The 21,894-nt window shown below is 74.2% G+C and carries 14 protein-coding genes and 1 pseudogene; 6 read left to right on the top strand and 9 right to left on the bottom strand.

The features are described 5' to 3' along the window. Positions 1–61: 61 nt before the first annotated feature. Genes QWJ13_RS14240 through QWJ13_RS14230 form a run of 3 tightly spaced genes read right to left on the bottom strand, consistent with a single transcriptional unit; the run spans position 62 to position 2,983 of the window. Complete coding sequence (locus tag QWJ13_RS14240; protein WP_316524442.1) at positions 62–718, bottom strand: response regulator transcription factor; 657 nt, start codon at positions 716–718, stop codon at positions 62–64. Then, on the bottom strand, positions 712–2,001 hold the full coding sequence (locus tag QWJ13_RS14235; protein ID WP_316524440.1) for a sensor histidine kinase: 1,290 nt from the start codon (positions 1,999–2,001) through the stop codon (positions 712–714). The genes QWJ13_RS14240 and QWJ13_RS14235 overlap by 7 nt, the downstream gene beginning before the upstream one ends. Positions 2,002–2,011: 10 nt before the next feature. Next, positions 2,012–2,983 carry a DMT family transporter gene (locus QWJ13_RS14230; RefSeq protein WP_316524439.1) on the bottom strand — a complete coding sequence of 324 codons (972 nt, stop codon included), beginning with the start codon at positions 2,981–2,983 and terminating at the stop codon, positions 2,012–2,014. Positions 2,984–3,137: 154 nt separating this feature from the next. Here QWJ13_RS14230 and QWJ13_RS14225 point away from each other — a divergent pair, with 154 nt between their 5' ends. Continuing rightward, a complete protein-coding gene (locus QWJ13_RS14225) occupies positions 3,138–4,022 on the top strand; it encodes a LysR family transcriptional regulator (RefSeq protein ID WP_316524437.1) in 885 nt (294 codons plus the stop codon). 328 nt (positions 4,023–4,350) lie between these two features. Next, positions 4,351–6,057: a translation initiation factor 2 gene (locus tag QWJ13_RS14220; protein WP_316524436.1), complete on the top strand. Its 1,707-nt coding sequence runs from the start codon at positions 4,351–4,353 to the stop codon at positions 6,055–6,057. A 117-nt stretch (positions 6,058–6,174) separates the two neighbouring features. Here the strand turns inward: QWJ13_RS14220 and QWJ13_RS14215 are convergent, their stop codons facing one another. Further along, positions 6,175–8,226 carry an NB-ARC domain-containing protein gene (locus QWJ13_RS14215; protein WP_316524435.1) on the bottom strand — a complete coding sequence of 684 codons (2,052 nt, stop codon included), beginning with the start codon at positions 8,224–8,226 and terminating at the stop codon, positions 6,175–6,177. 294 nt (positions 8,227–8,520) lie between these two features. On the opposite strand from QWJ13_RS14215, the gene QWJ13_RS14210 reads away from it, so the two are divergent. Beyond that, positions 8,521–9,744: a carbohydrate-binding protein gene (locus QWJ13_RS14210; protein ID WP_316525174.1), complete on the top strand. Its 1,224-nt coding sequence runs from the start codon at positions 8,521–8,523 to the stop codon at positions 9,742–9,744. Between the two features lie 120 nt (positions 9,745–9,864). Here the strand turns inward: QWJ13_RS14210 and QWJ13_RS14205 are convergent, their stop codons facing one another. The 5 genes from QWJ13_RS14205 to QWJ13_RS14185 all read right to left on the bottom strand — a co-directional run bounded on the left by QWJ13_RS14205 (position 9,865) and on the right by QWJ13_RS14185 (position 18,388). Then, positions 9,865–12,798, bottom strand: coding sequence for a hypothetical protein (locus tag QWJ13_RS14205; protein WP_316524434.1), 2,934 nt, complete (start codon positions 12,796–12,798; stop codon positions 9,865–9,867). Further along, on the bottom strand, positions 12,798–14,672 hold the full coding sequence (locus tag QWJ13_RS14200; RefSeq protein ID WP_432277503.1) for an HSP90 family protein: 1,875 nt from the start codon (positions 14,670–14,672) through the stop codon (positions 12,798–12,800). Before QWJ13_RS14200 ends, QWJ13_RS14205 begins: the two co-directional genes overlap by 1 nt. A gap of 131 nt (positions 14,673–14,803) precedes the next feature. Continuing rightward, complete coding sequence (locus QWJ13_RS14195) at positions 14,804–15,850, bottom strand: hypothetical protein (RefSeq protein WP_316524432.1); 1,047 nt, start codon at positions 15,848–15,850, stop codon at positions 14,804–14,806. Positions 15,851–15,980: 130 nt separating this feature from the next. Continuing rightward, positions 15,981–16,574, bottom strand: a complete 594-nt coding sequence (locus QWJ13_RS14190; protein WP_316524430.1) for a hypothetical protein — start codon at positions 16,572–16,574, stop codon at positions 15,981–15,983. Between the two features lie 371 nt (positions 16,575–16,945). After that, positions 16,946–18,388 (bottom strand): glyceraldehyde-3-phosphate dehydrogenase, encoded by a 1,443-nt coding sequence (locus QWJ13_RS14185; protein ID WP_316524429.1) that lies wholly within the window; start codon positions 18,386–18,388, stop codon positions 16,946–16,948. A 229-nt stretch (positions 18,389–18,617) separates the two neighbouring features. Between QWJ13_RS14185 and QWJ13_RS14180 the strand changes: the two genes are divergently transcribed. The 3 genes and pseudogenes from QWJ13_RS14180 to QWJ13_RS14170 all read left to right on the top strand — a co-directional run. Then, positions 18,618–20,768, top strand: a complete 2,151-nt coding sequence (locus tag QWJ13_RS14180; protein WP_316524427.1) for a UvrD-helicase domain-containing protein — start codon at positions 18,618–18,620, stop codon at positions 20,766–20,768. Positions 20,769–21,060: 292 nt separating this feature from the next. Next, positions 21,061–21,528, top strand: coding sequence for a GreA/GreB family elongation factor (locus QWJ13_RS14175; RefSeq protein ID WP_316524425.1), 468 nt, complete (start codon positions 21,061–21,063; stop codon positions 21,526–21,528). Positions 21,529–21,599: 71 nt separating this feature from the next. Further along, positions 21,600–21,872: pseudogene (locus QWJ13_RS14170) on the top strand (formate dehydrogenase accessory sulfurtransferase FdhD); the annotation flags it as partial. Between the last annotated feature and the right edge of the window lie 22 nt (positions 21,873–21,894).

The raw sequence follows: 21,894 nt of genomic DNA, 5'->3' as shown, positions 1-21,894 counted from the left end.
TCGTTCCGGCACCGCAACCACCGTGACAAGTGGGTGATTTGTCACTCGGCCGCCCTTGCGGTCATTCCGCCCGCAGGTGCGCCAGCACGGCGAGCACCCGGCGGTTGCCCTCCGTCGGGTCCAGGTCCAGCTTCATGAAGATGTTCCCGCAGTGCTTCACCACCGAGGCCTCGGTGATGCTCAACCGGCCTGCCACCGCCTGGTTGTTGAGGCCCTCCGCCATCAGCGCCAGCACCTCGCGTTCGCGCGGGGTCAGCCGGGCCAGCGGGCGGTCCGCCGACTGGCCGCGCAGCAAACCCCGGACCACCTCGGGGTCGATCACCGTCTCCCCGTCGGCGACCCGGCGCAGCGCGTCCAGGAAGTCCGCGACATCACCGACCCGGTCCTTCAACAGGTAGCCCAGACCGGCCGGTTGGGCACCGGCGGCGGCGAGCAGCCGGGTCGCGTACGGGGTGGCCACGTACTGGGAGAGCACCAGGACGGGCAGGCCCGGGTGGCGCTCGCGCAGGGCGAGGGCGGCGCGCAGGCCCTCGTCGGTGTGGTCGGGCGGCATCCGGACGTCGGTGACCACGATGTCCGGCCGGTCGGCGTCCACGGCCTCGGCCAGCGCCTCGGCGTCGCCGACCGCCGCGGTCACCGAGTGGCCGCCGAGGGCGAGGAGTTCGACCAGTCCGGCGCGCAGCAGCACCGCGTCCTCGGCGATCACCACCCTCAGCACGGGACCTCCAGCCGCAGCGTCGTCGGGCCGCCCGTCGGGCTCGTCACCATCAGCCGTCCTTTCAGCAGTGCCACCCGGTCGGCGAGTCCCGCCAGTCCGGCCCCGGCGGCCGGGTCCGCCCCGCCGCGGCCGTCATCGGTCACCCGGACGACCAGCCGGCCGCGCTCGACCCGCCCGTGGACGGTGATCGCGGTGGCGCCGCTGTGCTTGGCGGCATTGGTGAGCGCCTCGGTGACGGTGAAGTAGGCGGTGGTCTCCACCGGGGCGGGCAGCCGCTCCGGCAGGACGATGTCGGCGGCCACCGGGATGGGGTGGCGCAGCGCGACCTCGGCGACGGCGGCGGCGAGTCCGTGGTCGGTGAGCACCTGCGGGTGGATGCCGCGGACCAGTTCGCGCAGCTGCTCCAACGCCTGCCGGGCCTCACCGCGGGCCCGGGTGACGAGGTCGACCGCCCGGCCCTCCTGGTCGCGCAGCTCGTACTCGGCGAGCCCGAGGGTCATGCTGAGCGCGACCAGCTGCTGCTGCGCCCCGTCGTGCAGGTCTCGCTCGATCCGGCGCCGCTCGGCCTCGAAGGCGTCGGCCAACCGGGCCCGGGAGCGGGTGAGTTCGAGCACCTGGCGGCCGAGGTCGTCCTCCCGGGGCCCGAGCAGGAAGCGGGCCAGCGCGACCTCGGCGGAGGTCAGCAGCCCCCCGGCGTACGCGCAGAGCAGCAGGCCTGCCAGCCCGGCGGCGCTGAACGGCAGGGCTTCGAGCGGCCCGGGGGCGGCGTGCCCGGGGATCAGCATCACGGTCTCCGGGGCGAGCGCCCAGACCACCAGTGGCGACAGCACGTACAGGCCGGAGCAGACCAGCAGCGCTGTGAAGCCGAGCGCGGCGGCACCCAGGACGGTCGACGCGAGGGCGGCGTGGGCGAGTTCGCGCCAGGTCGCCCGCTCGCGCAGCCGGGTGCGGATGCGGGCCCTGCGGCCGGCCCCGGGCAGGCTGCGGTGCGGGTCGGGCAGCGGGAGGGGCTCGACCAGCCGCAGCCGCCACCGGGTCACGGCGGCGGTCGGGATGCCCACGAGCGCCAGGCCGAGCAGCACCGGCAGGCCTACACCGACCACCCACAGGCCCAGGCCGAGCACCAGCAGCACGGCGAGGACCGCCAGCAGCAGCGGCCCGAGCAGGGCGCTGCCCAGCAGGTACACCCAGCAGCGCGGCACCCAGCGGGTGAACGGGAAGCGCAGCGGGTCCGACCACAGCGCGTCGCGCGCGGACGTCGGCTGCCGCTCCCCCTCGTTCACCCGGTCAACCCTAACGGACCGGCTGACGAACCTTCGGGGATCGCAGCGGGGTCCGGCGCGGCCGGGTCAGCGCGACGGCGGCGATCACCAGCGCGCCGCCCACCAGGGCGTTCCAGCCGACCGGCTCGGCAAGGAAGGCCGCGCCGAGCGCCGTCGACCACAGCGGGGTCACGTACGTGACGGCGGAGGCCACCGTCGCCCCCGCGCCACGCACCAGCGCCAGGTTGAACAGGTACGCCACGCCCGTCCCGAGCGCGCCGAGCACCAGCAGAGCGGCGGCCGCGGTGGCTCCCGGCCAGTGCGGCGGGCCGGCGACGAGCGGTGCGACCAGCGCCAACTCGACGGCGGCGCAGCCGATCTGGAGGGCGGAGAGGGTGGTCACCGACTCCGGACGGCCGGCCAGGAAGCGGCGCAGATAGGCGAAGCCCGCGCCGTAGCAGCAGGCGGCGGCCAGGCAGGCCAGCGTGCCGGCGGTCGCTCCGGCGCTCCCCCCGGCAATCCCTCCGGCAATCCCTCCGGCGCTCCCTCCGGCACTCCCCTCGGTATCGAGGCCGTGCCAGACCCCGAGCACGGTGAGCACGCCGAGGAAGCCGACCCCGAGGCCGGCCAGCCGGCGGGCGTCCGGACGGCGCTCCGCCGGGACGGTCAGCACCGCGAACAGCAGGGTGAACAGCGGGGTGGTCGCGTTCACCACCCCGGCGAGCACCGAGCTGACCCTGGTCTCGCCGAAGGAGAACAGGGTGAACGGCAGGCTGTTGAGCAGCACCGCGACCACCGCCGAGTGCCCCCACAACGCCCGGTCGCGCGGGGCCCGTTCGCCGCGCAGCAACAGCACCGCCCACAGCGTGGCGGCACCGAGCAGGCAACGCCACAGCGCCACCCACAGCGGCGGCACGCCCGCGTCGACCGCCAGTTTGATCAGGGCGAAGCTGGCGCCCCAGATCGCCGACAGTGCCACGAAGCCCGGCAACCAGCGCCGCACCCCGACCACCTCCGTCCTTGCGCTGTGATGGTGCAGGCCGCGCTTGCCGGTCCCGTCGCGTCTGTTGGTCCCGTCGCGCCTGCTGGACAGAGCGTGGCTCGGCGACAGAGCATGAGTCCAACAAGTGGCAGTGCACCCGTGATGAGGAAGCCTCATGCCATCGGACGTCAACCTGGCCCAGCTCCGGGCACTGGTCGCGGTCGCCGACACCGGCGGCTTCAGCGCGGCCGCCGACGAGCTGGGCATCAGCCAGTCGGCCGTCTCGCACGCCGTCGCCGCGCTGGAACGAAACCTCGGCGCGCCGGTGCTGTGGCGCGGCAGCCCGTGCCGCCCCACCCCGCTGGGCGAACAGGTGCTGCCGCACGCCCGGACCGCCGTCGCCTCGGCCGCCGCCGTCCGCGCGATCGCCACCCGGCACTCCGGCGGCCTGACCGGCACCGTACGGCTGGCGGCGCCGACCACCGTCTGCCAGGCGCTGCTGCCCCGGCTGCTGCGGGAGTGGCAAGCGGCGTACCCGCAGGTCACCGTCCGGGTCTTCGAGGGCGAGGACGACGAGCTGGCGGCCTGGCTGGAGGCGGGGACGGTGGACGCCGCCGTCCTGGTGGACCCGGGACCGCTGCCGCCCGGGGCGGTCACGCTCGGCGCCGACTCGATGCACGCGCTGCTGCGCCGCGACCACCCGCTCGCCGACCAACCGGCCGTCCACGTGGCCGACTTGGAGGACGACGACTTCCTGCTCTCGGAGGGCGGCTGCGAGCGGCACATCCGCGAGGCCTACCGGCGGGCCGGTGCCCGTTTCACGCCCCGGCACCGCATCCGCGACCTGAACACCCTGATCGGCATGGTGCACGCGGGCGTCGGGGTCTCGGTGATGCCCGCGCTGGCGCTGACCATGCTCCCGGCCGACTGCGTCCTCGTCCCGATCCGGCCCGCCGTCCACCGGACGCTGTCGCTGACCGGCCCGACCGGCCGCCCGTGGTCCCCGGCGGTCAGCGGGCTGCTGGCGGGGGTGGGGGCGGAGGCGGCGACCAGGGCCTGACCTGCTGCGACGCCTCTCGCGGGGGTCGCGTAGATTCGTCTGCGACTGACGGGGCGTCCGGTGAGGGGGAGCAGCGGTGGGGCGGATTTCGCTGGTCCCCGCCATTGCCGTGCCCCGCCGGTTACCATCGCCCCTATGCCCCCACAGGACCACCCCGACCACAGCGCGCCGGTGCCGTCGCACCGTCGTCGGGGGGTGCTGAGGTGTGGTACGCCACCCTTGCTCCAGCCAGCCAGCCAGCCAGCCAGCCAGCCAGCCAGCCAGCCAGCCAGCCAGCCAGCCAGCCAGCCGCGACGCGGGTGTCCGCAGCTCGGACTCCCCCGCCGAGGTGCTGTTCGCCGTGCGCTCGGCCGCCGCGCTGCACCGGCTGCTCGACCTGCTGCCGGTCTTCGAGGGTGACGACCGGATCCGCTGCCGCTTCACCCTGGTGCCCGGCTCCGACTTCGCCGCCGACGCGCTCGCGGCCGTGGACGCCGCCGGTGCGCGCTGCGTCCCGTGGGCCGAAGCCCTCGCCGACCGGCACGACCTGATCCTCACCGCCAGCCCCAAGGGCGCGCTCGGCGGCCTGCGCGGCCGGCAGGTGCTGCTCCCGCACGGCGCGGGCTTCAACAAGGCGCTGCCCCGGGAGGGCTCCCCGGAGCTGCCGTCCGGCCTGGACCCGACGTTCCTGCTCAGCGACGGCCGCCCCACCGCCGCCCTGCACGCCCTCGCCCACCCCGACCAGATCGAACGGCTGGCCGCCCGACTGCCCGGCGCCCGGCGGCACGCCATCGTCGCCGGCGATCCGACGCTCGACCGCATCCTGGAGTCCCTGGACCGGCGCGAGGCCGTGCGCGCCGCGCTCGGCACCGGCGGTCGGCGACTGGTGGTGCTCTCCTCCACCTGGGGGCCGCAGTCGCTGCTCTCCCGCCGCCCCGACCTGCCCGCCGGGCTCGCCGCCCGGCTGCCGTACGACGGGTACCAGCTGGCGCTGGTCGTCCACCCCAACGAGTACAGCCGGACCGGCACCTTCGACCTGTCCCGGAGGCTGCGCCCCGCGCTGGACGCCGGGCTGCTCCTCGCGGCGCCGTACGAGGAGTGGGCGGCGCTGCTGGTCGCGGCGGACGTCCTGGTCACCGACCACGGCTCGGTGGCGCTCTACGCCGCCGCGCTGGACCTGCCGGTGGTGGCGGCCTGCGACGGCGGGGACGAACTGGTCCCGGGCAGCCCGATGGCCCACCTGCTGGCCGCCGCGCCGCGCCTGGACCATCTGGACCGCTCGGACCGCTCGGCCCCGGACGTGCCTGTGCTGCCGGAGGGCCCGGGCGGCACCCGCCGGTTCGCCGAGCGGGCCTTCGCGCTGGCCGGGCAGTGCCTGGAGACGTTGCGGCCGGAGCTGTACGGGCTGCTGGGCCTCGTACCGCCGCCGCACCCGGTCCGACCGCGCCCGCTCCCGGTGCCCGAGCGTGCCCCGCAGGCCCCGGACGCGTTCGCCGTCCGGGCGTCGGTGGAGCCGGCGGAAGCGGCGGAAGCGGCGGAAGCGGCGGAGATGGCGGAGACGGTGCGTGGTGAACTGATCACCGTCGAGCGGCTTCCGCCCTGGACGGAGCTCCCCTTCCATCACCTCGCCGCGGAGTACGGCCGGGCCGGCACCCGTCGGCTCCAGAGCGCGGCCCTGCTCTACCGCCGCGCCGACGCCCCGGCCGCCAGGGCCGGCTGGCACCAGGAGTACCGGACGGCCGCCGACTGGACCGCGTCGGTCTTCGCCGAGTACCCGAACTGCCGCACGGCCGCCGTGGTCCTCTCCCCCACCGCCTGCCTACTGCGCCGGGACGGCGGCGACCCGGTCACCGTCCACATCGCCCCCGACCGCTCCGGCGGCCGGATCCGCCGCACCGACCCGGCCGCCGCGCTCTCCGCCGCCCACGTCTGGCTCGCCGCCCACCCCGATGGTCTGGGCGCACTCCCGGTCGGCCTGACCGTCCGGATCGGTGCCACCACGCACCGGGTCCGGCTGGAGCGGGCTACCGAGGGCGAGCGGGAACAGCCGGTCTGAGGGGGCGGACGCCTGACAGGTAACAGCCGACAGATAACAGATTTCGAAATCTGTCAGCTGTTATCTGTCAGCTGAACCCTGTCCGCTCCGTCTCAAGCCCCCGCCCGAGCCCCCGCCTCACCCCCGCAGCCGCGCCGCCTCCGCCCGGTAGCCGGCCGCCTGCTCGGCCTCGCCCAGCTCCTCGTGGAAGTCCGCCAGCGCGTCCAGCACCCGCAGCTCGTCGGCGGCCGACCGCCGGGCGCGGGCGCCGTCGAGGGCGGCCCGGTACAGCGGCGCGGCCTCCGCCTGCCGTCCGACCGCCCGCAGCGCGGTGGCGAGTTCGAAGCCGGTCCGCGAGGTCATGCGCTCACGGCCGTCCTCGGTCGCGACCCGGTGCGCCTCGGTGAGCAGGGTGACGGCGCGGCCGGGGTCGCCGAGGGCGAGGGCGGCGCGGCCGAGCAGGTAGGTCTGGAGCATCGCGCCGTAGGCGTTGTCGATCGCGAGGTGCTCGGCGCGGGCCGCCTCGAAGTCGGGGACGGCGGCGGCCCAGTCGCCCCGGATGGAGGCCAGCTTGCCCCGGAACTCCATGGCGGAGGCCCGGAGTTTGCGTTCCAGCTCGGTGGAGCCGAGCAGCTGCGCCCGGTTCACGGCGATCCCCAGCTGCTCGGCGGCCTCCTCGTAGCGCCGCTGCTCCCAGAGCGGCCGGGCGAGCTGGCAGCGCATCCGGACCGCGGCGAGCGGGTCCTCGGACCGGTCGGCGCCGGCGACGCCGAGACCGAAGGCGTCGATCACGTCGGCGTAGTGCTGGTGGTCGAGGAAGTGAGTCCAGAGCGGTTCGCACAGGGCGACGGCGTCCGCGTCCAGGCCGTCCTCGTACGCGATCCGCACGCAGCCGTAGAGGGCGAGGTGCTCCCGCTCCAGCCAGTGCATGGCCTCGAAGCGGGAGGCGAACGGCACGTCGGGCACCTCGGCGAGCCCCGGTTCCTCCTCCGGCGGCCGGGCCACCACCAGGCGGGTCCCGGCCGCGGCCAGGTCGGCGCGCGCGGCCTGCCGCCGGTACCAGCGGACCAGTCGGCGCCGGGCGGCCGGCCCGTCCTCGCCGGCACCCCGCGCCCGCCGTGACGCGTGTCCGCGGATCAGGTCGTGCAGCCCCCGCCCGTCCGGTCGGCGCAGCAGCAGCCCGGCTTCGTCCAGTTCGTCCAGCGCCCCCTCGGCGTCGGCCTCGCCGCAACCCAGCAGCGCGGCGGCGGCCCCGACCGTGACCACCGGCCCGGGGTGGTACGGCAGCAGCCGGTAGAGCCGGGCCGCCGCCGGGCTCAGGTCGGCGTACGCGGCGTCCCAGACGGCCTCCACCACGGGCACTCCCTCCCGGTCCAGGGTGACGGTCAACTCGTCGATGAGCCTGCGCAGTTCGCGGTTGGGGTAGCGGCGCACCCAGCGCCCGGCGACGCGCAGCGCGGCGGGCAGTCCGGCGCAGCGGCGGGCGAGTTCGGCGGCGGCCTCGGGGTCGGCGGCGAGCCGGGGGTCGGGGAAGGCGTCGCACAGCAGGTCGGTGGCGTCCTCGCCGACCAGCGGGCCGAGCGGCAGTTCGACGGCGCGGGCGGTGTCGAGGTCGTGGAGGCGGCCGTGGCTGGTGACGATGACGATGGCGCCGGCCGAGGAGGGCAGCAGCGGCAGCACCTCGGCCCCGCTGCGGGCGTTGTCGAGGACGAGCACCAGGCGCTTGTCCTGACTGGCGGTCCAGTAGCGGCGGCGCCGGTCGGCGTAGCCGGGCGGCAGGACGGCGTCGGGGTCGAGGCCGCGGGTCAGCTCGCCGAGGGCGTCGGCGAGTTCGACGGCGCCGTCGCGTCGCAGGTCGTCCAGGTCGAGGTGGAGGATGCCGTCCGGGCAGCGGCCGTGATCGCGCAGTACCCGGGCGAGCTGGAAGCCGAGGGCGGTCTTGCCGATGCCGCCCATGCCGCTGAGGGCGACCACCAGTGGGCCGCCGGCCGTCGGCTCCTCGGAGGTGGCGGCGAGGACCCGCGCCTGTTCGCCGGTGCGGTCGGCGAAGCGGGACAGCTCGGGCGGCAGCTGCCAGGGGACGGCGGGCGGCGCCTGCTGGGTCAGGTGAAGCTGCCCGATGGTGTGCGCCTGGACGATGCTGCCGGCCCGCACCTGCCCGTCCACGCGGTTCGTGTTCTCCTTGGCCACCCGTCAACTCTAGAGGCTGTCGACCGGCTGGGGGCGGCTTGACCTCTTTGGGGTTGACCACCTTTCCCAGACAGGTCTATACCAGTGAGACCTCGGCAACTACCCGAAGCCGACGGTCGGTTCGCCCGCCGCGCCACCCCCACCTCCGGCGCGAACGGGCACTTCCCCCACCGCCGTTTCCTGGAAAGGCTTCCCATGGAACGCGCTCTACCCCCACACCGCACCCCGCACCACCCCCCGCACCGCACCGCGTCGGGCCCGCGCCGGCGTCGCCCCCGCCGCGCCGCGCTCGCCCTGGCGACCGCGCTCGGCCTGGCCGCCTGTGGTGCCGCCGCCCTGACCGAGACCGGCTCCGCCGCCGCGCAGACCACCGGCGCGACAGCCGCCGCCTCTGGGCTCGGCAGCAACTGGTACGCCTCGGCGCCGTACCTGATGCCCGAGGACAACAGTCCGCCGGACGCCGCCGCCGTGATGGACGCCACCGGCCAGAAGGCCTTCCAGCTGGCGTTCATCCTGGCCCAGGGCAACAGCTGTTCGCCCGCCTGGGGCGGCACCTCCTCGATCGACACCGACACCACCATGCCGAGCGTCATCCAGACCATCCGCGGCAAGGGCGGGGACGTCTCGGTGTCGGTCGGCGGGTACGGCGGCACCAAGCTGGGCCAGATCTGCGGCACCCCCGAGGCGACCGCCGCCGGCTACCAACAGGTGGTCACCAAGTACGGCCTCAAGGCGATCGACTTCGACCTGGAGGAGCCCGAGTACGAGAACACCGCGGCCATCCACAACGAGATCGGCGCGGCGAAGATCCTCCAGCAGAACAACCCGGGCCTGTACGTCTCGATCACCACCGCCGGCACCAACGCGGGCACCGGCTGGTTCGGCACCCAGATGCTGAACGAGGCCAAGTCGCAGGGCTTCACGCCGGACAACTACTCGATCATGCCCTTCGACGGCGGCTTCAACGGCGCGGCGGCGCAGACCGACGCGCTGGTGAAGTTCAACCAGATCCTCCAGAGCACCTTCGGCTGGAACGAGGCCACCGCGTACGCCCACGAGGGCATCTCGATGATGAACGGCCGCACCGACGCCGCCGAGTACTTCCACCAGGCCGACTTCCAGACGGTGCTGGACTTCGCCACCGCGCACGGCCTGGCCCGGTACACCTACTGGTCGGTCAACCGGGACCGCCAGTGCGCGGGCACCGTCGATCCGGGGCTGTCCGGCTCCTGCTCCAGCGTGGTGCAGAACGACTGGGACTTCACCAAGTACACGGTGAAGTTCGCCGGGGCGACGCCCCCTACCACGCCGCCACCCACCACCCCGCCGCCGACCTCTCCCGCACCGACCACCACGGGCGGCTGCACCGCCGCCGCCTGGAGCGCCAGCACCACGTACAACGCCGGCGCCAAGGTCTCGTACAACCTGCGCAACTACCACGCCAAGTGGTGGACGCTGAACGAGGTGCCGAGCGCCAGCGGCCAGTGGGGCGTCTGGGCCGACGACGGCCCCTGCTGACGCGACCTCCGGTACGGCGGGGGCCCGGGATCACGCGAAGCGATCCCGGGCCCCTCGCCCCTGTCCCCGCCCGAGCCCCCACCCGCGTCAGCCGTACGAGTCAGCCAGGCGCGGCGCGGCTCACCGGTCGGCGAACCGCTCCCGCAGCTCCGCCAGCACCTGCGCCGCCTCCGACAGCCCGACCTCCTCGCAGTGCGCGATGCCGGCCGTCAGCCGGGCCACCGCCGCCTCGGTGCGGCCGAGGTCGCTGCCCTCGATCAGCGCGGCCAGCCGGAGGCACTCCGCCGCCGGCGACTCGGCCCGCTCGCCGCCCGCCCGGTACTCCGGGATCGCCCGCTCGACCTCGGCCAGCGCCTCCTCGTGCCGCTCGGCGACGGCCAGCGAGCGCGCCCGCTCGTAGTGCGAACCGCCGCGCAGGTACCAGGAGTTGTACTCCTCACCGCGCTGCTCGGCGGCCTCGCCGACCGCGTCCGCCTCGGCCAGCAGGGCCAGCGCGGCGTCCAGCCCCTCGGCGCCCTGCGCCCGCATCGCCAGTCTGGCCAACTCGCGTAGGGTGGCGGCCAGTTGGTCCACCTGCGGGGCCTTGCCGTGTGCCTCGCGGGCGCGGGTCAGCGCCGCCTCGGCGGCGTCCCAGCGGTCCGCCTGGGCGAGCGCCAGAGTGGCCTCGCAGGCGACCATGGTGTGGGTCTCCTGCTCCTCCCAGTCGGCCACCAGGTCGGCCAGCCGCAGGTACTCCTCGGCCGCGTCCCGGTACTCCTCCAGCTCGCCCAGGCCCCGGGCGAGGTCCAGCCTGGCCTGGGCAAGCATCCGGACGTCCAGCCGGGCCGCCGAGGCGTCCCCCAGCACCGACTCCAGTACGGCCACCGCGTCCGCCGCCCGCCCGGTGTCGCGCAGCACGTCGGCCAGTTGCAGGCGCACCTGGGCGGCCTCCTCGACCGCCTCGGCGCCCTTGCGGTCGTAGCGCGCGGCCGCCTCCGACAGCGCCCGGACCGCCCCGCCGAGGTCCCCCGTCCGGAGACAGGAGTGGCCGAGCATCATGTACGTCGGCGCGTACGGGTAGGAGTCGTCCCCCCAACGCACGGCCTCGGCCAGCGCCCGGTGGAACACCTCGACCGCCTGGCCCGGCTCGTGGCTCTGCAACAGCACCTGGCCGAGCAGGCCGAGCACCCGCGGGGTGTGCCAGGGCAGCTCGGCCGCGTCCAACTGGGCCAGCACCTCGCGCAGTTCGGCCTCCGCCTCGGCCAGTCGGCCCTGCCGGGCGGCGGCGTCGGCGGTGTACTGCCGGGAGGTCGCGGCGCGGCGCTCGGAGCCGAGCCGGACGGCGGCCTGCCGGTAGGCGCCGACCACCGCCTCGAAGCGCTCGGCCACCTCGGGGGAGGGCTCGGACGGCGCCTCCACCAGGTCGTGGTGGGCGGCGTAGGCGCGGGTCTGGAGCACGATCAGGTAGTCGTCGTCGGTCAGTTCGCCCTCGGCCCGCAACTCCTCGGCCCGGGCCAGCGCCGCGTCGAGCGCCACCCAGTCGGCCCGCTTGCCGCCCTGCTCCTCCCCCGAGTCCGCACCGCTCTCGTCGAGGTCCGCGATCAGCGTCCGGGTCCGGACCATCAGCGCCGGCCCGGGCAGCCCGGCCTGCTCGAACAGCTCGGCGGCGGCCAGCAGCCCGGCCTTGCCCTCGGCGTAGGCGTCGCGCTGGATCGCCTCGTGGGCGCGCTGCTCGGCGAGTTCGGCGCGCAGCCGCTCGGGGCCGCCCAGCTCGGCGCTCTCCGGGTGGACGAAGCCGGCGGCCTCGGCGCGCTCGGCGATCCGCTTCCACAGCCGGTCGGCGTCCGGGTGGCCGAGCAGCTCCAGCTCGCGGGCCCGCAGCACCAGGGCGGTGAAGTCCTCCGGCTCCGGTTCGACCGCCCGGCGCGGCGCGGGCACGGTGGCCGGGGCGGTGGACAGCTCGGGCGCGGCGGCGGCCCGCACACCCAGCGCCAGCGGCTCGGCCAGCAGCGGCTCCACCGCCAGCCGGGCGCGCCGCCGGGCACCGACCGCGTCGGTGCCGTTGCGGGTGTCGAAGCGGGCGGCCAGCGCGTCGGCCTCGGTGCGCACGTGGGCGAGCAGGGTGTCGACCGTCCAGCCGGTGCCGGCCGGTCCGCTGACCGTGAGTCCGCCGTGCCCGGCCCGGGCAAGCTGGGCGGCCAGCACCTCCACGCCGGTCAGGAAGTCCAGCCGGGAGGCCGGCTCGCCGGTGACCGCGAACAGGTCGCGGTTCTCGGCGAGCAGCTCCAGGCCGCGCGGCTCGTTGCCGGAGAGCGCGCAGAACTCGATGTGCAGTCCGACGGCGTGCAGCATCGAGGCCTTGCCGCGGGCGTAGCGGTAGCCGGAGAGGTGGCCGGAGCGGGCCTCGTCCAGCCGGCCCTGGCGCAGCTGCGCGAGCAGCGCGGTGGCCTGGCTGAGGTAGGGCTCCTGCTCGCAGCCGCTGCGGCCGTCCAGCACCGGGGCGAGCACCTCCAGCGCCCGGGCGTCGTCCCCGGCGGCGAGGAAGTGCCGGGCGCGGGCGCGGGTCTCGCAGGCGTGACAGTCGCTCAGCTCGGAGCGCGGGCGGGCCGCCCACAGCTCGTAGGCGTCCTGGGTGTCGAGGCCGGTCTGCGCGGCCAGGTGGTAGCGCTGGGCGTAGTACGGCTGGAGGTCGTGGCCGGCCGTGCGGTAGCGGTCGCGCAGCTCGGTGTGCCAGCGCCGGATCGCCGCGAGCGGGACGTCCGGGGTGTCCTTGAGCGCGTCGGCGACCCACTTGAAGCGCCAGAACACCTGCTGCCGGGCCCAGTCGCCGAAGCCGTCCGGGTCGGTGTCCCAGAGCCTGAGGATGCGGGCGAAGACGACCGGGCTCTTGCTGCGCTCGCCGTCGTACTCGTAGGCCTCCATCAGCTCCAGCAGGGCCATCGAGCGGACCCCGGTGTCGTCGAACTGCTCGGCGGCGTCGACGAGTTCCTCGGCGGTGACGGTCCTGGTCCGGCCGTACGGGCGGGCGTCGTTGTCGCGCAGCGCGGCCATCACCGCGTCGGGGGTGTCCAGCATCACGCCTCCGTCCCGCCGGCGCCCTCGGCGGAGCCGGCCGCCTCGTGGCCGAGCATCGCGTGGTCGAGCAGGCTGATGAACGAGCGGTTGAGCAGCGCGGACTCGCTGGCCTTGAGCGGGCGGCGGGTCATCAGCACGGCCTGCCCGTACAGCGCCTCGACGGCGGTGACGGCCAGCTCGCGGCTGGTGACGCCGGCGGCGCGGCGCACCAGCGGGTTGAGGTGGTTGAGCACCAGTTGGGCGCGGGGCGCCTCGGCGCGCAGCGAGCCGAGGATGTCCGCCCACAACCCGTCGGCCTCGTCGGCGAGTTGGGCCCTGGTGCGCTCGTGCCGGGCCTCCCGGTTGTCGAGCAGCAGGGCGGGCGCGTTGGTCGGGTGGAAGCTGCGCAGCGCGACGTCGCAGTCAAACCGGCCGACCACCTCGCGGGCGATCGCCAGGAAGGCGTTGGCGGCCAGTTCGGCGGCCGGGTCGACGGTGTCCAGGTGCGCGGTGACGGTGCCCGGGTCGAGGTCGGAGACCGAGACGCCGGGGCGGATCTCGGGCAGCCGGTGCACCAGGTCGCGGTCGTAGGTGTAGCCGCCGTTGACGACGCCGAGCCCGGCCGCGCCGGCGATCGGGGCGACCTGCCGGAACTCCTCGACCGTACGGGCCACCAGCACCACCGGGTGGCTGCGGGCGAACTCGTCCAGGGTGACGTTGCCGTCGGTGGTCTCGAACGGCAGCCAGGGCAGCATCATCCGCAGCAACTCGTCGTCGTAGCGCGCGAGTTCCTTGACCGCGAGGTGGTGGACGGACAGGAAGCGGTGCAGCAGCGCCGGGTCGCTCGCGGACAGGCCGGTCAGCCAGTCGCGGATCCGGGCGCCGAGCGCGTCCCGGACGGCGGCGAGCGTCTCGTCGGCGTACAGGCCCTCGCGGGAGGCGGTGGGGCGCAGCCCGTCGGTGTCGACGACGCAGCGGACGAAGAACGCCCAGTCCGGCAGCAGCTCGTGGGCCTGGTCGGAGAGCAGCATGCCCTTGAGGTGCACCCGGTGGCCGTTGCGGCGCGAGGGCGGGGCGGCGTCCGGCAGGACGTAGGCGACACCGCGCAGGCCGACCAGCGGCAGGTCCAGCTCGATGGTGTCGAGCGGGGTGAAGTCGAAGGCGGCGCGGCAGTACTCGGCGAGCGCGTCGCGCTTGGCGAGCGGGGAGGCGTGGCGCTCGGCCCACGGCGGGGTGCGGTTGACCCGGTGCTCGGTGCCGTTGCCGTCGATCACGGTGACGTCGTGGCGCAGCAGGCTGCCGAAGTCCCGGGCGAGGGTGAGGACCCGGCCGGGGCGGGTCCACTCGACGGCGTCGGCGCGCGGGGCGAGGGTGACGGTGGTGCCGGGCTCGGGCTTGGCGGAGGCGGGCAGGGTGCGGATGGTGTAGCTGCCGTCGGAGCTGCCGCGCCACTCGATCGTGGGGGCGTCCGGGGTGGCGGCGGAGCGGGTGAGGACGGTGATCTCGTCGGCGACGACGAAGCAGGCGAGCAGGCCGATGCCGAACTGGCCGATGAAGTCGCCGCGGGCCCGGGCCAGTCCGGCGCCGTCCAGCCGGCCCTCGGCGTCGCGCTTGGAGCTGCGGCCGATGGTGGCGAGGAAGGTGTGGACGTCCCGCTCGGTCAGACCGATGCCGGTGTCGGTGACGGACAGCTCGTCGTCGGCGCGGACGGTGATCCGGGCCGGCGCCCCGGGGTCCAGGGCGCGGCGGGCGGAGATCGCGTCCACCGCGTTCTGGAGCAGCTCGCGCAGGTACACCCGCGGGCTGGAGTAGAGGTGGTGGGAGAGCAGGTCCACCAGGCCGCGCAGGTCCACCTGGAAGGTGTGCGCACTCGTCGGGTTGTCGATAGGGGACACCGGAGGCTCTTTCGTTCGCGGGGTGGGTGACGGTGGTGGGTGTTCGGTGACGGCGGCTGGGTGTTCGGTGACGGCGGTTGGGTGTTCGGTGACGGCGGTTGGGTGCCTATGGCGGCAGTGGAGGGTGCGACTCAGCGCCGGTACGAGGCGCAGCGGTCGCGGTGGACGCGGAAGGACCTGACCGGGTCCCCCGCCAGGTAGTGCCAGGGCGCGTCGGTCACGCAGTTGTCCAGCGCGTCGAACAGCAGCCGCGCCGTCTTGGGCTGGTCGGCGAGGGAGAAGGCCATCGCGAAGGCGTTGAAGCTCCGCTGCCAGCCGCGCACGGGTATGAAGTCCGGGTGCAGGACGGACCGGAAGGCCGCCTCCTGCAGCCCGGCCACCACGGCGGGGCTGGTCAGGTAGGCGCCGTCCTCGCCCTCCGGGAGGGCCAGCCAGTGCTCCAGGTGCGCGAGGGCCACCAGCTCGCCGAGCTGGCTACCCTCGGGGGCTGCGAGCATCGTGGCGCGGGCGAACTCGTGCATCTCCTCGTGCGAGCCGCCCCACTTGGCGCTCAGCTGCTGGAGCCTGGTCCGGTACGGGCCGACGATCCCGGGCGCCCGGCGCACCGCGGCCTCGAAGCGGCAGGCGGCGACCTCCGGGCCGAGCGAGGCCCCGAGGGCGCTCCGCTGCAGGAAGGACCAGGGGGCGTGCCAGGACGGCTCGCGCTCGGCGACCTCCAGCAGCTGCTCCTCGGCGATGTCCAACCGCTTGTGGAACAGCTTCCAGCGCTCCTCGGTGACGTCCTTGGCCCAGCCGCCCGTCCGGGCCTCCCAGCCCCATTGGACGTGCCGGGCGCCGGACAGCAGCAACAGCAGGGTGTCGTCCGGGGTGTCGGCCAGCGCCCGGGACGTCCACTGCTCGACCCGGGGGACCTCGGACATCACGCCGATCAGGAAGGACAGCTGGTCGTTGTCGGCGGCGGCCAGCAGGGGGCGCAGCTCGGCCCAGTCCCCGGCGAGGGCCTGGCGCAGCGCCAGGCGCGCCGACTCGTCCCCGTACGACTGGTCGAGCCGTGGCTCGCCGCCGCCGGCCGGCGCGGCCGATCCGGCGCCCCGCCGACCGAGGCCGAACCCGAACCCGCGCCGCCCGGCCCGGTCCTGTTCGCCCTCCCCGCCGGAGCGGCGTCGGAACAGCGGCATGTGTGACCCCCTCGAACGTCATCGGTATCTGTCACATGACCGAACAGTGGCCACGAGATAGGTACATATCACGGTCGACTGACATCCGTTTGCCCAGCCCAGCGCGCTGCCCGCGCGGGCCGACGCTCCCTCAGCCCACCCCGAGCCCGGCGTCCGGCGCCGTCCCGGACTGCGCCTGCTCGATCCGCCGCACCAGCATCACCGCGAACTTGCGCGTCGCCGCCACGTCCACCGGCCCGCCCTCGCTGGTCACGCTCGCCACCACGGTGCCCGAGCGCACCACGATGCCGACGCCCTCGCCCTCGGCCAGCGGCCCCTGGAACGCCTGGCTCTCGCTGCCCAGCGCGGGGGTGTCGACCTTCTTGAACGGCCCGGCGGCGTACGAGGAGTAACTCTCCTTCAACCGCTGGGCGGCCGCCTCCCGGCTCGGCAGGGTGTCCACCAGGAAGCGGACGACCACGTCGCCCGAGGAGAACCGGACCGACCCGCTCAACGGCTTGCCGGCACAGGACGCGGCGGCGGCTCCGGCGCAGGTGACGGTGTGGTCGGCGGTGTCGACCCTGCGCTTCTCCTGCTCCCACCCGGCCATCGCCTTGGCGTCCGGCAGCACCTGGTCGACCGTCTTGTCGTCCAACAGCGCCGCCGCCAGGTCGCCGTGCGGCGCCTCCGCGGCGGGGGTGACCGGCGCGGGGGCCGGTGCCGTCCCGGGGATGGCGGGGGGCACGGTCGCCGGCACCCCGGCCGTCTCAGCCGCCCCCGCCCCCGTCCCCTCCGTCGGACTCGACGCCGCCGCCGAAGCCGAAGCCGGAGCCGGAGCCGCCCCGCCCGCATCCTTGGACCCCCCGGAGGAGCACCCGGCCAGCACGCCCGTCAGCACCCCGGCCGCCGCCACCGCGGCGAGCACCCGCCGACCACCCATCCCCGTCACCCTCCACAGTCCGGCCAGTGACCCCTCAACATAGCCGCCGCCCCTCCCCCATCCCCCGCCGGGCCCGGGCCGTCGCCGCCAAGCCCACCGACCGCGGCCCGCCCCCGGAACGCCGGCGGGGCGGTGACCGATCGGTCACCGCCCCGCCGTACTGCCCTACCGGTGGATCAGACCGCCGGAACCGGGTAGGTCGGGTACTCGACGCCCGAGATGTACTGGACGACCCGGATGACCTGGCACGAGTAGCCGAACTCGTTGTCGTACCACAGGTACAGGATCGCGTTGTCGCCGTCGACCTTGGTCGCGCCGGCGTCCACGATCGAGGCGTGGCGCGAGCCGATGAAGTCGCTGGAGACCGCGTCGGGCGAGTCGGTGAAGTCGATCTGGCGCTTCAGCGGCGAGGTCAGCGAGATGTTCCGCAGGTACTCCAGGACGTCCTCGCGGTTGGTCTCCCGCTTCAGCTGGAGGTTGAGGATCGCGATGGAGACGTCCGGCACGGGGACGCGGATCGAGCTGCCGGTGATCTTCGCCTGGAGGTCCGGCAGGGCCTTGGCGACGGCCGAGGCGGCACCGGTCTCGGTGATCACCATGTTCAGCGGCGCCGAGCGGCCGCGACGGTCGGCCTTGTGGTAGTTGTCCAGCAGGTTCTGGTCGTTGGTGAACGAGTGGACGGTCTCCACGTGGCCGCGGACCACGCCGTACTCGTCCTCCATCGCCTTCAGCGGCGGGACGATGGCGTTGGTGGTGCAGGAGGCGCAGGAGATGATCTGCTCGTCCGGCTTGATCATGTCGTGGTTGACGCCGTGCACGATGTTCGGGACGTCGCCCTTGCCCGGCGCGGTCAGCACGACCTTGGCGATACCGGGGCGCAGGTGCTTCGACAGGCCCTCGCGGTCGCGCCAGCGGCCGGTGTTGTCGATCAGGATCGCGTCCTTGATCCCGTACTCCGTGTAGTCGACCTTGGTCGGGTCGTCGGAGTAGATCACCGTGATCTCGTTGCCGTTGGCGATGATCTTGTTGTTCGCCTCGTCGACGGTGATCGTGCCCTGGAACTGGCCGTGGATGGAGTCACGACGCAGCAGCGAGGCGCGCTTGACCAGGTCGTCGCCGCCGCTGTTGCGCACGACGATGGCCTTCAGCCGCAGGCCGTTGCCCGAGGCCTTCTCGATCAGCAGGCGGGCGACCAGCCGGCCGATGCGGCCGAACCCGTACAGCACGACGTCCTGACCGGACCGGCGCTCCAGCTTGTTCTCACCGGTGGCGCCGGCGACGGCCTGGGCGGTGAACTCCGCCACCGACAGGCCGCGGTCGTCCGCCTTGTAGGTCGCGGCGAGCATGCCGAGGTCGATCTGCGAGGGGCCGAGGTCCAGGGTGGTGAGCGCCTCCAGGAACGGCATCGTCTCGGTGACCGAGAGCTCCTCGCCGGCTATCTGCCGGGCGAAGCGGTGCGTCTTGAGGATGCTGACCACCGACTTGTTCACCAGGGAACGGCTGTGGCACAGAACGGTGACGTCCCGCTCCCGGTGCAGCCGCCCGATGATCGGGATCATCGACTCCGCGATCTCCTCGCGGTTCTTCCAGTCCGTGAACACGTCGTCGTTGACAGTCACAAGTCCATCTTTCGAGCTGAGGGTCGAGCTGAGGGTGTTGCCCACATGGTAGCTTCGCCCGCTCGCGTCCCGACGGCCGGTCCCTCCCCACCGCTCCCCACCCAAGCCCCCGACCTGCGCTTTCACCCCCCACCCCACCCCCGAAGGTGATCACCGCCACCCCCGCGGGCCGGCTTCGCCAGTACAGTGAGCACACTGCCCGACCCGACAGAGGCGCAAGGGGGCCTGCGTGGCGACGCTGGGCATGCACCGGGACTTCCTGATGGAGTTCGCGGCGCTGGAGAAGCCGGTGCAGCGGCGGGTGTTCGAGACCTTCGAGAAGTTCACCGAGGCCACGCACAGCGGCGTGCACCTGGAGAAGCTCACCCACCAGCGGGACCCCCGGATCCGGACCATCCGGATCACCGGTTTCTGGCGCGGGGTGGTCCTCAAGGAGGACCAGGGCGACAGCTACCTCCTGCTGAAGGTGCTCCCCCACGACAAGGCCAACGACTGGGCCGTCAAGCACCGGGCCTCGGTCAACGCCGCCACCCAGGGCGTCGAGATCCGCAACGACGTCGCGCTGGAGCGGGCCTCCCGGTCCCTGAAGGCCCTGGCCGCCGACGAACCCCGGCGGCTGTTCGCCGACCGCTCCGACAAGGTCCTGCGCAGTCTGGGCGTCGACGAGGAGATCCTGCCGATCATCCGGCTGCTCCCCGACGAGGCCCATCTCGAGGCGCTCCACCGGGTGTTGCCGGAGCAGCAGTTCGACGTCCTGATCGGCCTGGCGAGCGGGATGGAGCCGGCCGAGATCGACCGGGAGATCGTCCGGGCGTACGCCCGGGCGGCCGCCCCCACGAGCGTCGAACAGCCCACGGACGGCCTGGTCTCGGCGATGGCCCGGGCACGCGGCCGGGTCGCCCTGGTGTCCGGCCCCGACGAGCTGCTGGAGATCCTGGAACGTCCCTTCGACGCCTGGCGGATCTTCCTGCACCCGGCCCAGTACCGGGTGGCCTACCGGGAGTCCTACAGCGGGCCGGCCCGGGTCACCGGTGGTCCCGGGACGGGAAAGACGGTGGTGGCCCTGCACCGGGCCTACCACCTGGCACGCCGGTTGCCCGCCGACGCACCTGACGGATCGATTCTGCTGACCACCTTCTCCGGGGACCTCGCCGCGGAACTGGAACGCTGCCTCGCCCTGCTCGTCACGGACGGGCGGATCCGGGCGAAGGTCCGGGTGGTCACCGTCGACGCGCTGGCCGACGAGGTCCTGCGGCGTTCCCGCGCCGGCGCCCCGTCGAAGGTCCTCTTCCAGCAACGCGCCGTCCTCGCCCGCTGGGGGCGGGTCGCCCGCCGCCTCGGCGTCGGGTTCACCGACCTGTTCCTCGACCAGGAGTGGCGACAGGTCGTCCTGGCCCAGGCGATCGAGAGCCGGGAGCAGTACCTGAAGGCACCGCGGTCCGGCCGGGGCAAGGCTCTCGGGACCCCGGAGCGGGCCGAACTGTGGCGCGTGGTGGCCGCGTTCGAGGAGGAACTGCGCCAGGCCGGGGAGCTGACGTCCCTCCAGGTCTGCGCGCGGGCCGCGCGGGCGCTCGACGACGCGGACGGGCGTCCGTTCCGGCACGTGGTGATCGACGAGGCGCAGGACCTGCACCCCGTCCAGTGGCGCTTCCTGCGCGCCCTGGTGGCCACCGGCCCGGACGACCTCTTCCTCGCCGGCGATCCGCACCAGCGAATCTACGGGAACAGGGTCTCGCTGCGCTCGCTCGGCATCCAGGTGGTCGGTCGTTCCTTCCGGCTCCGGGTCAACTACCGGACGACGCAGGAGATACTCAGCTGGTCCGCGTCCCTGCTGACCGGCGAACGCCCGGACGACATGGACGGCGGGGAGGAGTCGCTGGCCGGCTACCACTCCACCCTGCACGGCGCCCACCCCGAGGTCCACGGCCACCTCGACCAGGCCGAGGAGATCCAGGCCCTCGTCACCCGCGTCGAGGAGTGGACCACCTCCGGCGTGAGCCCCGAGGACATCGGGGTCGCCGTCCGGACCGTCCGGTTCGGCCGCGACATCGCCGACGCCCTGGAACGGAGCGGGACACCGGCCCACGTGCTCGGCGGCGTGCCCTCCCCCGGCGTCCGGATCGGCACCATGCATCGAATGAAGGGACTGGAGTTCCGCTGCGTCGCCGTGGCGGGCGTCAGCGACGGCCTACTTCCCATGCCCAGCGCGATCACCCCGGAGGACACCGACCCGCTACAGCACCGCGAGGACCTGGACGGCGAGCTGAGCCTGCTCTTCGTGGCCTGCACCCGAGCCCGCGAAGCCCTGCGCGTGTCCTGGCACGGCGCTCCGAGCGCTTTCCTCGAACCGGTGGTCCCGGCACGGTCTCTCGCTCGGTGACCCGCGGCCTCGCGGGGTCGTCCGGCGCGACGGCGGTCGCGCCACCCGTGGGTCGTCGGGGGCCGTGCCGTCCGGGGTCATGAACTCGACCACCAGGTGCTCGAACCCGTCGGGCCTGCCCTGGCGACGCCGACGCCGCAACCGGTTCACGGTCGGGGCGGGGTCCTGCCCGAACGCCGTCGCGTCGAACACCAGCCGCTCTCGGGTGCGAACTTGCCCGGACCTTCGGGCGGTGGGGTAATGGGAGGCGGCCGGTGTTCGAGGGTGGGATGAGCAGACCCGGGAGCTTGGGATGAGCGGTGGGCCGGAACCGATCAGTGCCGAGGGCCTGCGTGCGGTGCGGGAGGAGTTGGCACAGCTGCGGGTGGAGCGGGGGAAGGTGGCCGCGACGCTGCGCGGGGTGGAGCCGGTGGGGGACCGGGCGGATGCGGCGGACGAGTTGCAGCGGGCGTCGGAGGTGACGCGGCTGGACCGGCGGATCGTCGAGCTGGAGGGGCGGCTGCGGGAGGCCGAGGTGGCCGGGGAGCCGTCCGCACACGTGGTGGGGGTGGGGTCGACGGTGACCGTGCGTTTCGACGACGGGACGCAGGAGACCGTCGAGATCTCGGAGCTGGCGGAGGAGCGGGACCTCACCCTGGTGACCTTCGACAGCCCGCTCGGGAAGGCGCTGCTCGGGCGGCGCGCCGGGGAGACGGTGAATTACGAGACGCCGGCCGGCGCGGCCAGCGCGGTGGTGGTGTCGGTCGGGCACGACGGGTAGCCGTCGTGCCGACCCACGGGCCGGCCGACGGCTCCGAGGGCGGGCGCGCGAGGATTGATCCGTAGGGGTTCAAGGTCGTCGGCCACGCACTGCGCGAGGGCCTGCTGCCGGCTCGCGGCACGGTGCTGGTGGTCAGCGGCCGGGCCTCCTTCGAACTGGTGCAGAAGGCCGTGATGGCGGGCATCCCCATGCTCGCGGCCGTGTCCGCACCGTCCTCACCGGCCGTGGAACTCGCCGAGGAGACCGGACTCACCCTGGCCGGCTTCCTGCGCGGCGACTCGATGAACGTCCACACCCGCACCGACCGCATCGACCTCGACACCTCCGCGACCGAGGTCGGATAAGCCATCGCCAAGAAAGGTAAAG

The sequence above is a fragment of the Kitasatospora brasiliensis genome (assembly GCF_032654805.1).
GTDB lineage: Bacteria > Actinomycetota > Actinomycetes > Streptomycetales > Streptomycetaceae > Kitasatospora > Kitasatospora brasiliensis.
Note: the sequence above shows the minus strand (reverse complement) of the source record. Positions and strands in the feature narration are given on the sequence as shown.

Bases quoted from the DNA above. Each gene is read 5' to 3' on its own strand.
- QWJ13_RS14225 (WP_316524437.1), top strand. From the start codon at position 3,138: ATGCCATCGGACGTCAACCTGGCCCAGCTCCGGGCACTGGTCGCGGTC.
- QWJ13_RS14205 (WP_316524434.1), bottom strand. From the start codon at position 12,798: ATGCTGGACACCCCCGACGCGGTGATGGCCGCGCTGCGCGACAACGAC.
- QWJ13_RS14195 (WP_316524432.1), bottom strand. From the start codon at position 15,850: ATGCCGCTGTTCCGACGCCGCTCCGGCGGGGAGGGCGAACAGGACCGG.
- QWJ13_RS14175 (WP_316524425.1), top strand. From the start codon at position 21,061: ATGAGCGGTGGGCCGGAACCGATCAGTGCCGAGGGCCTGCGTGCGGTG.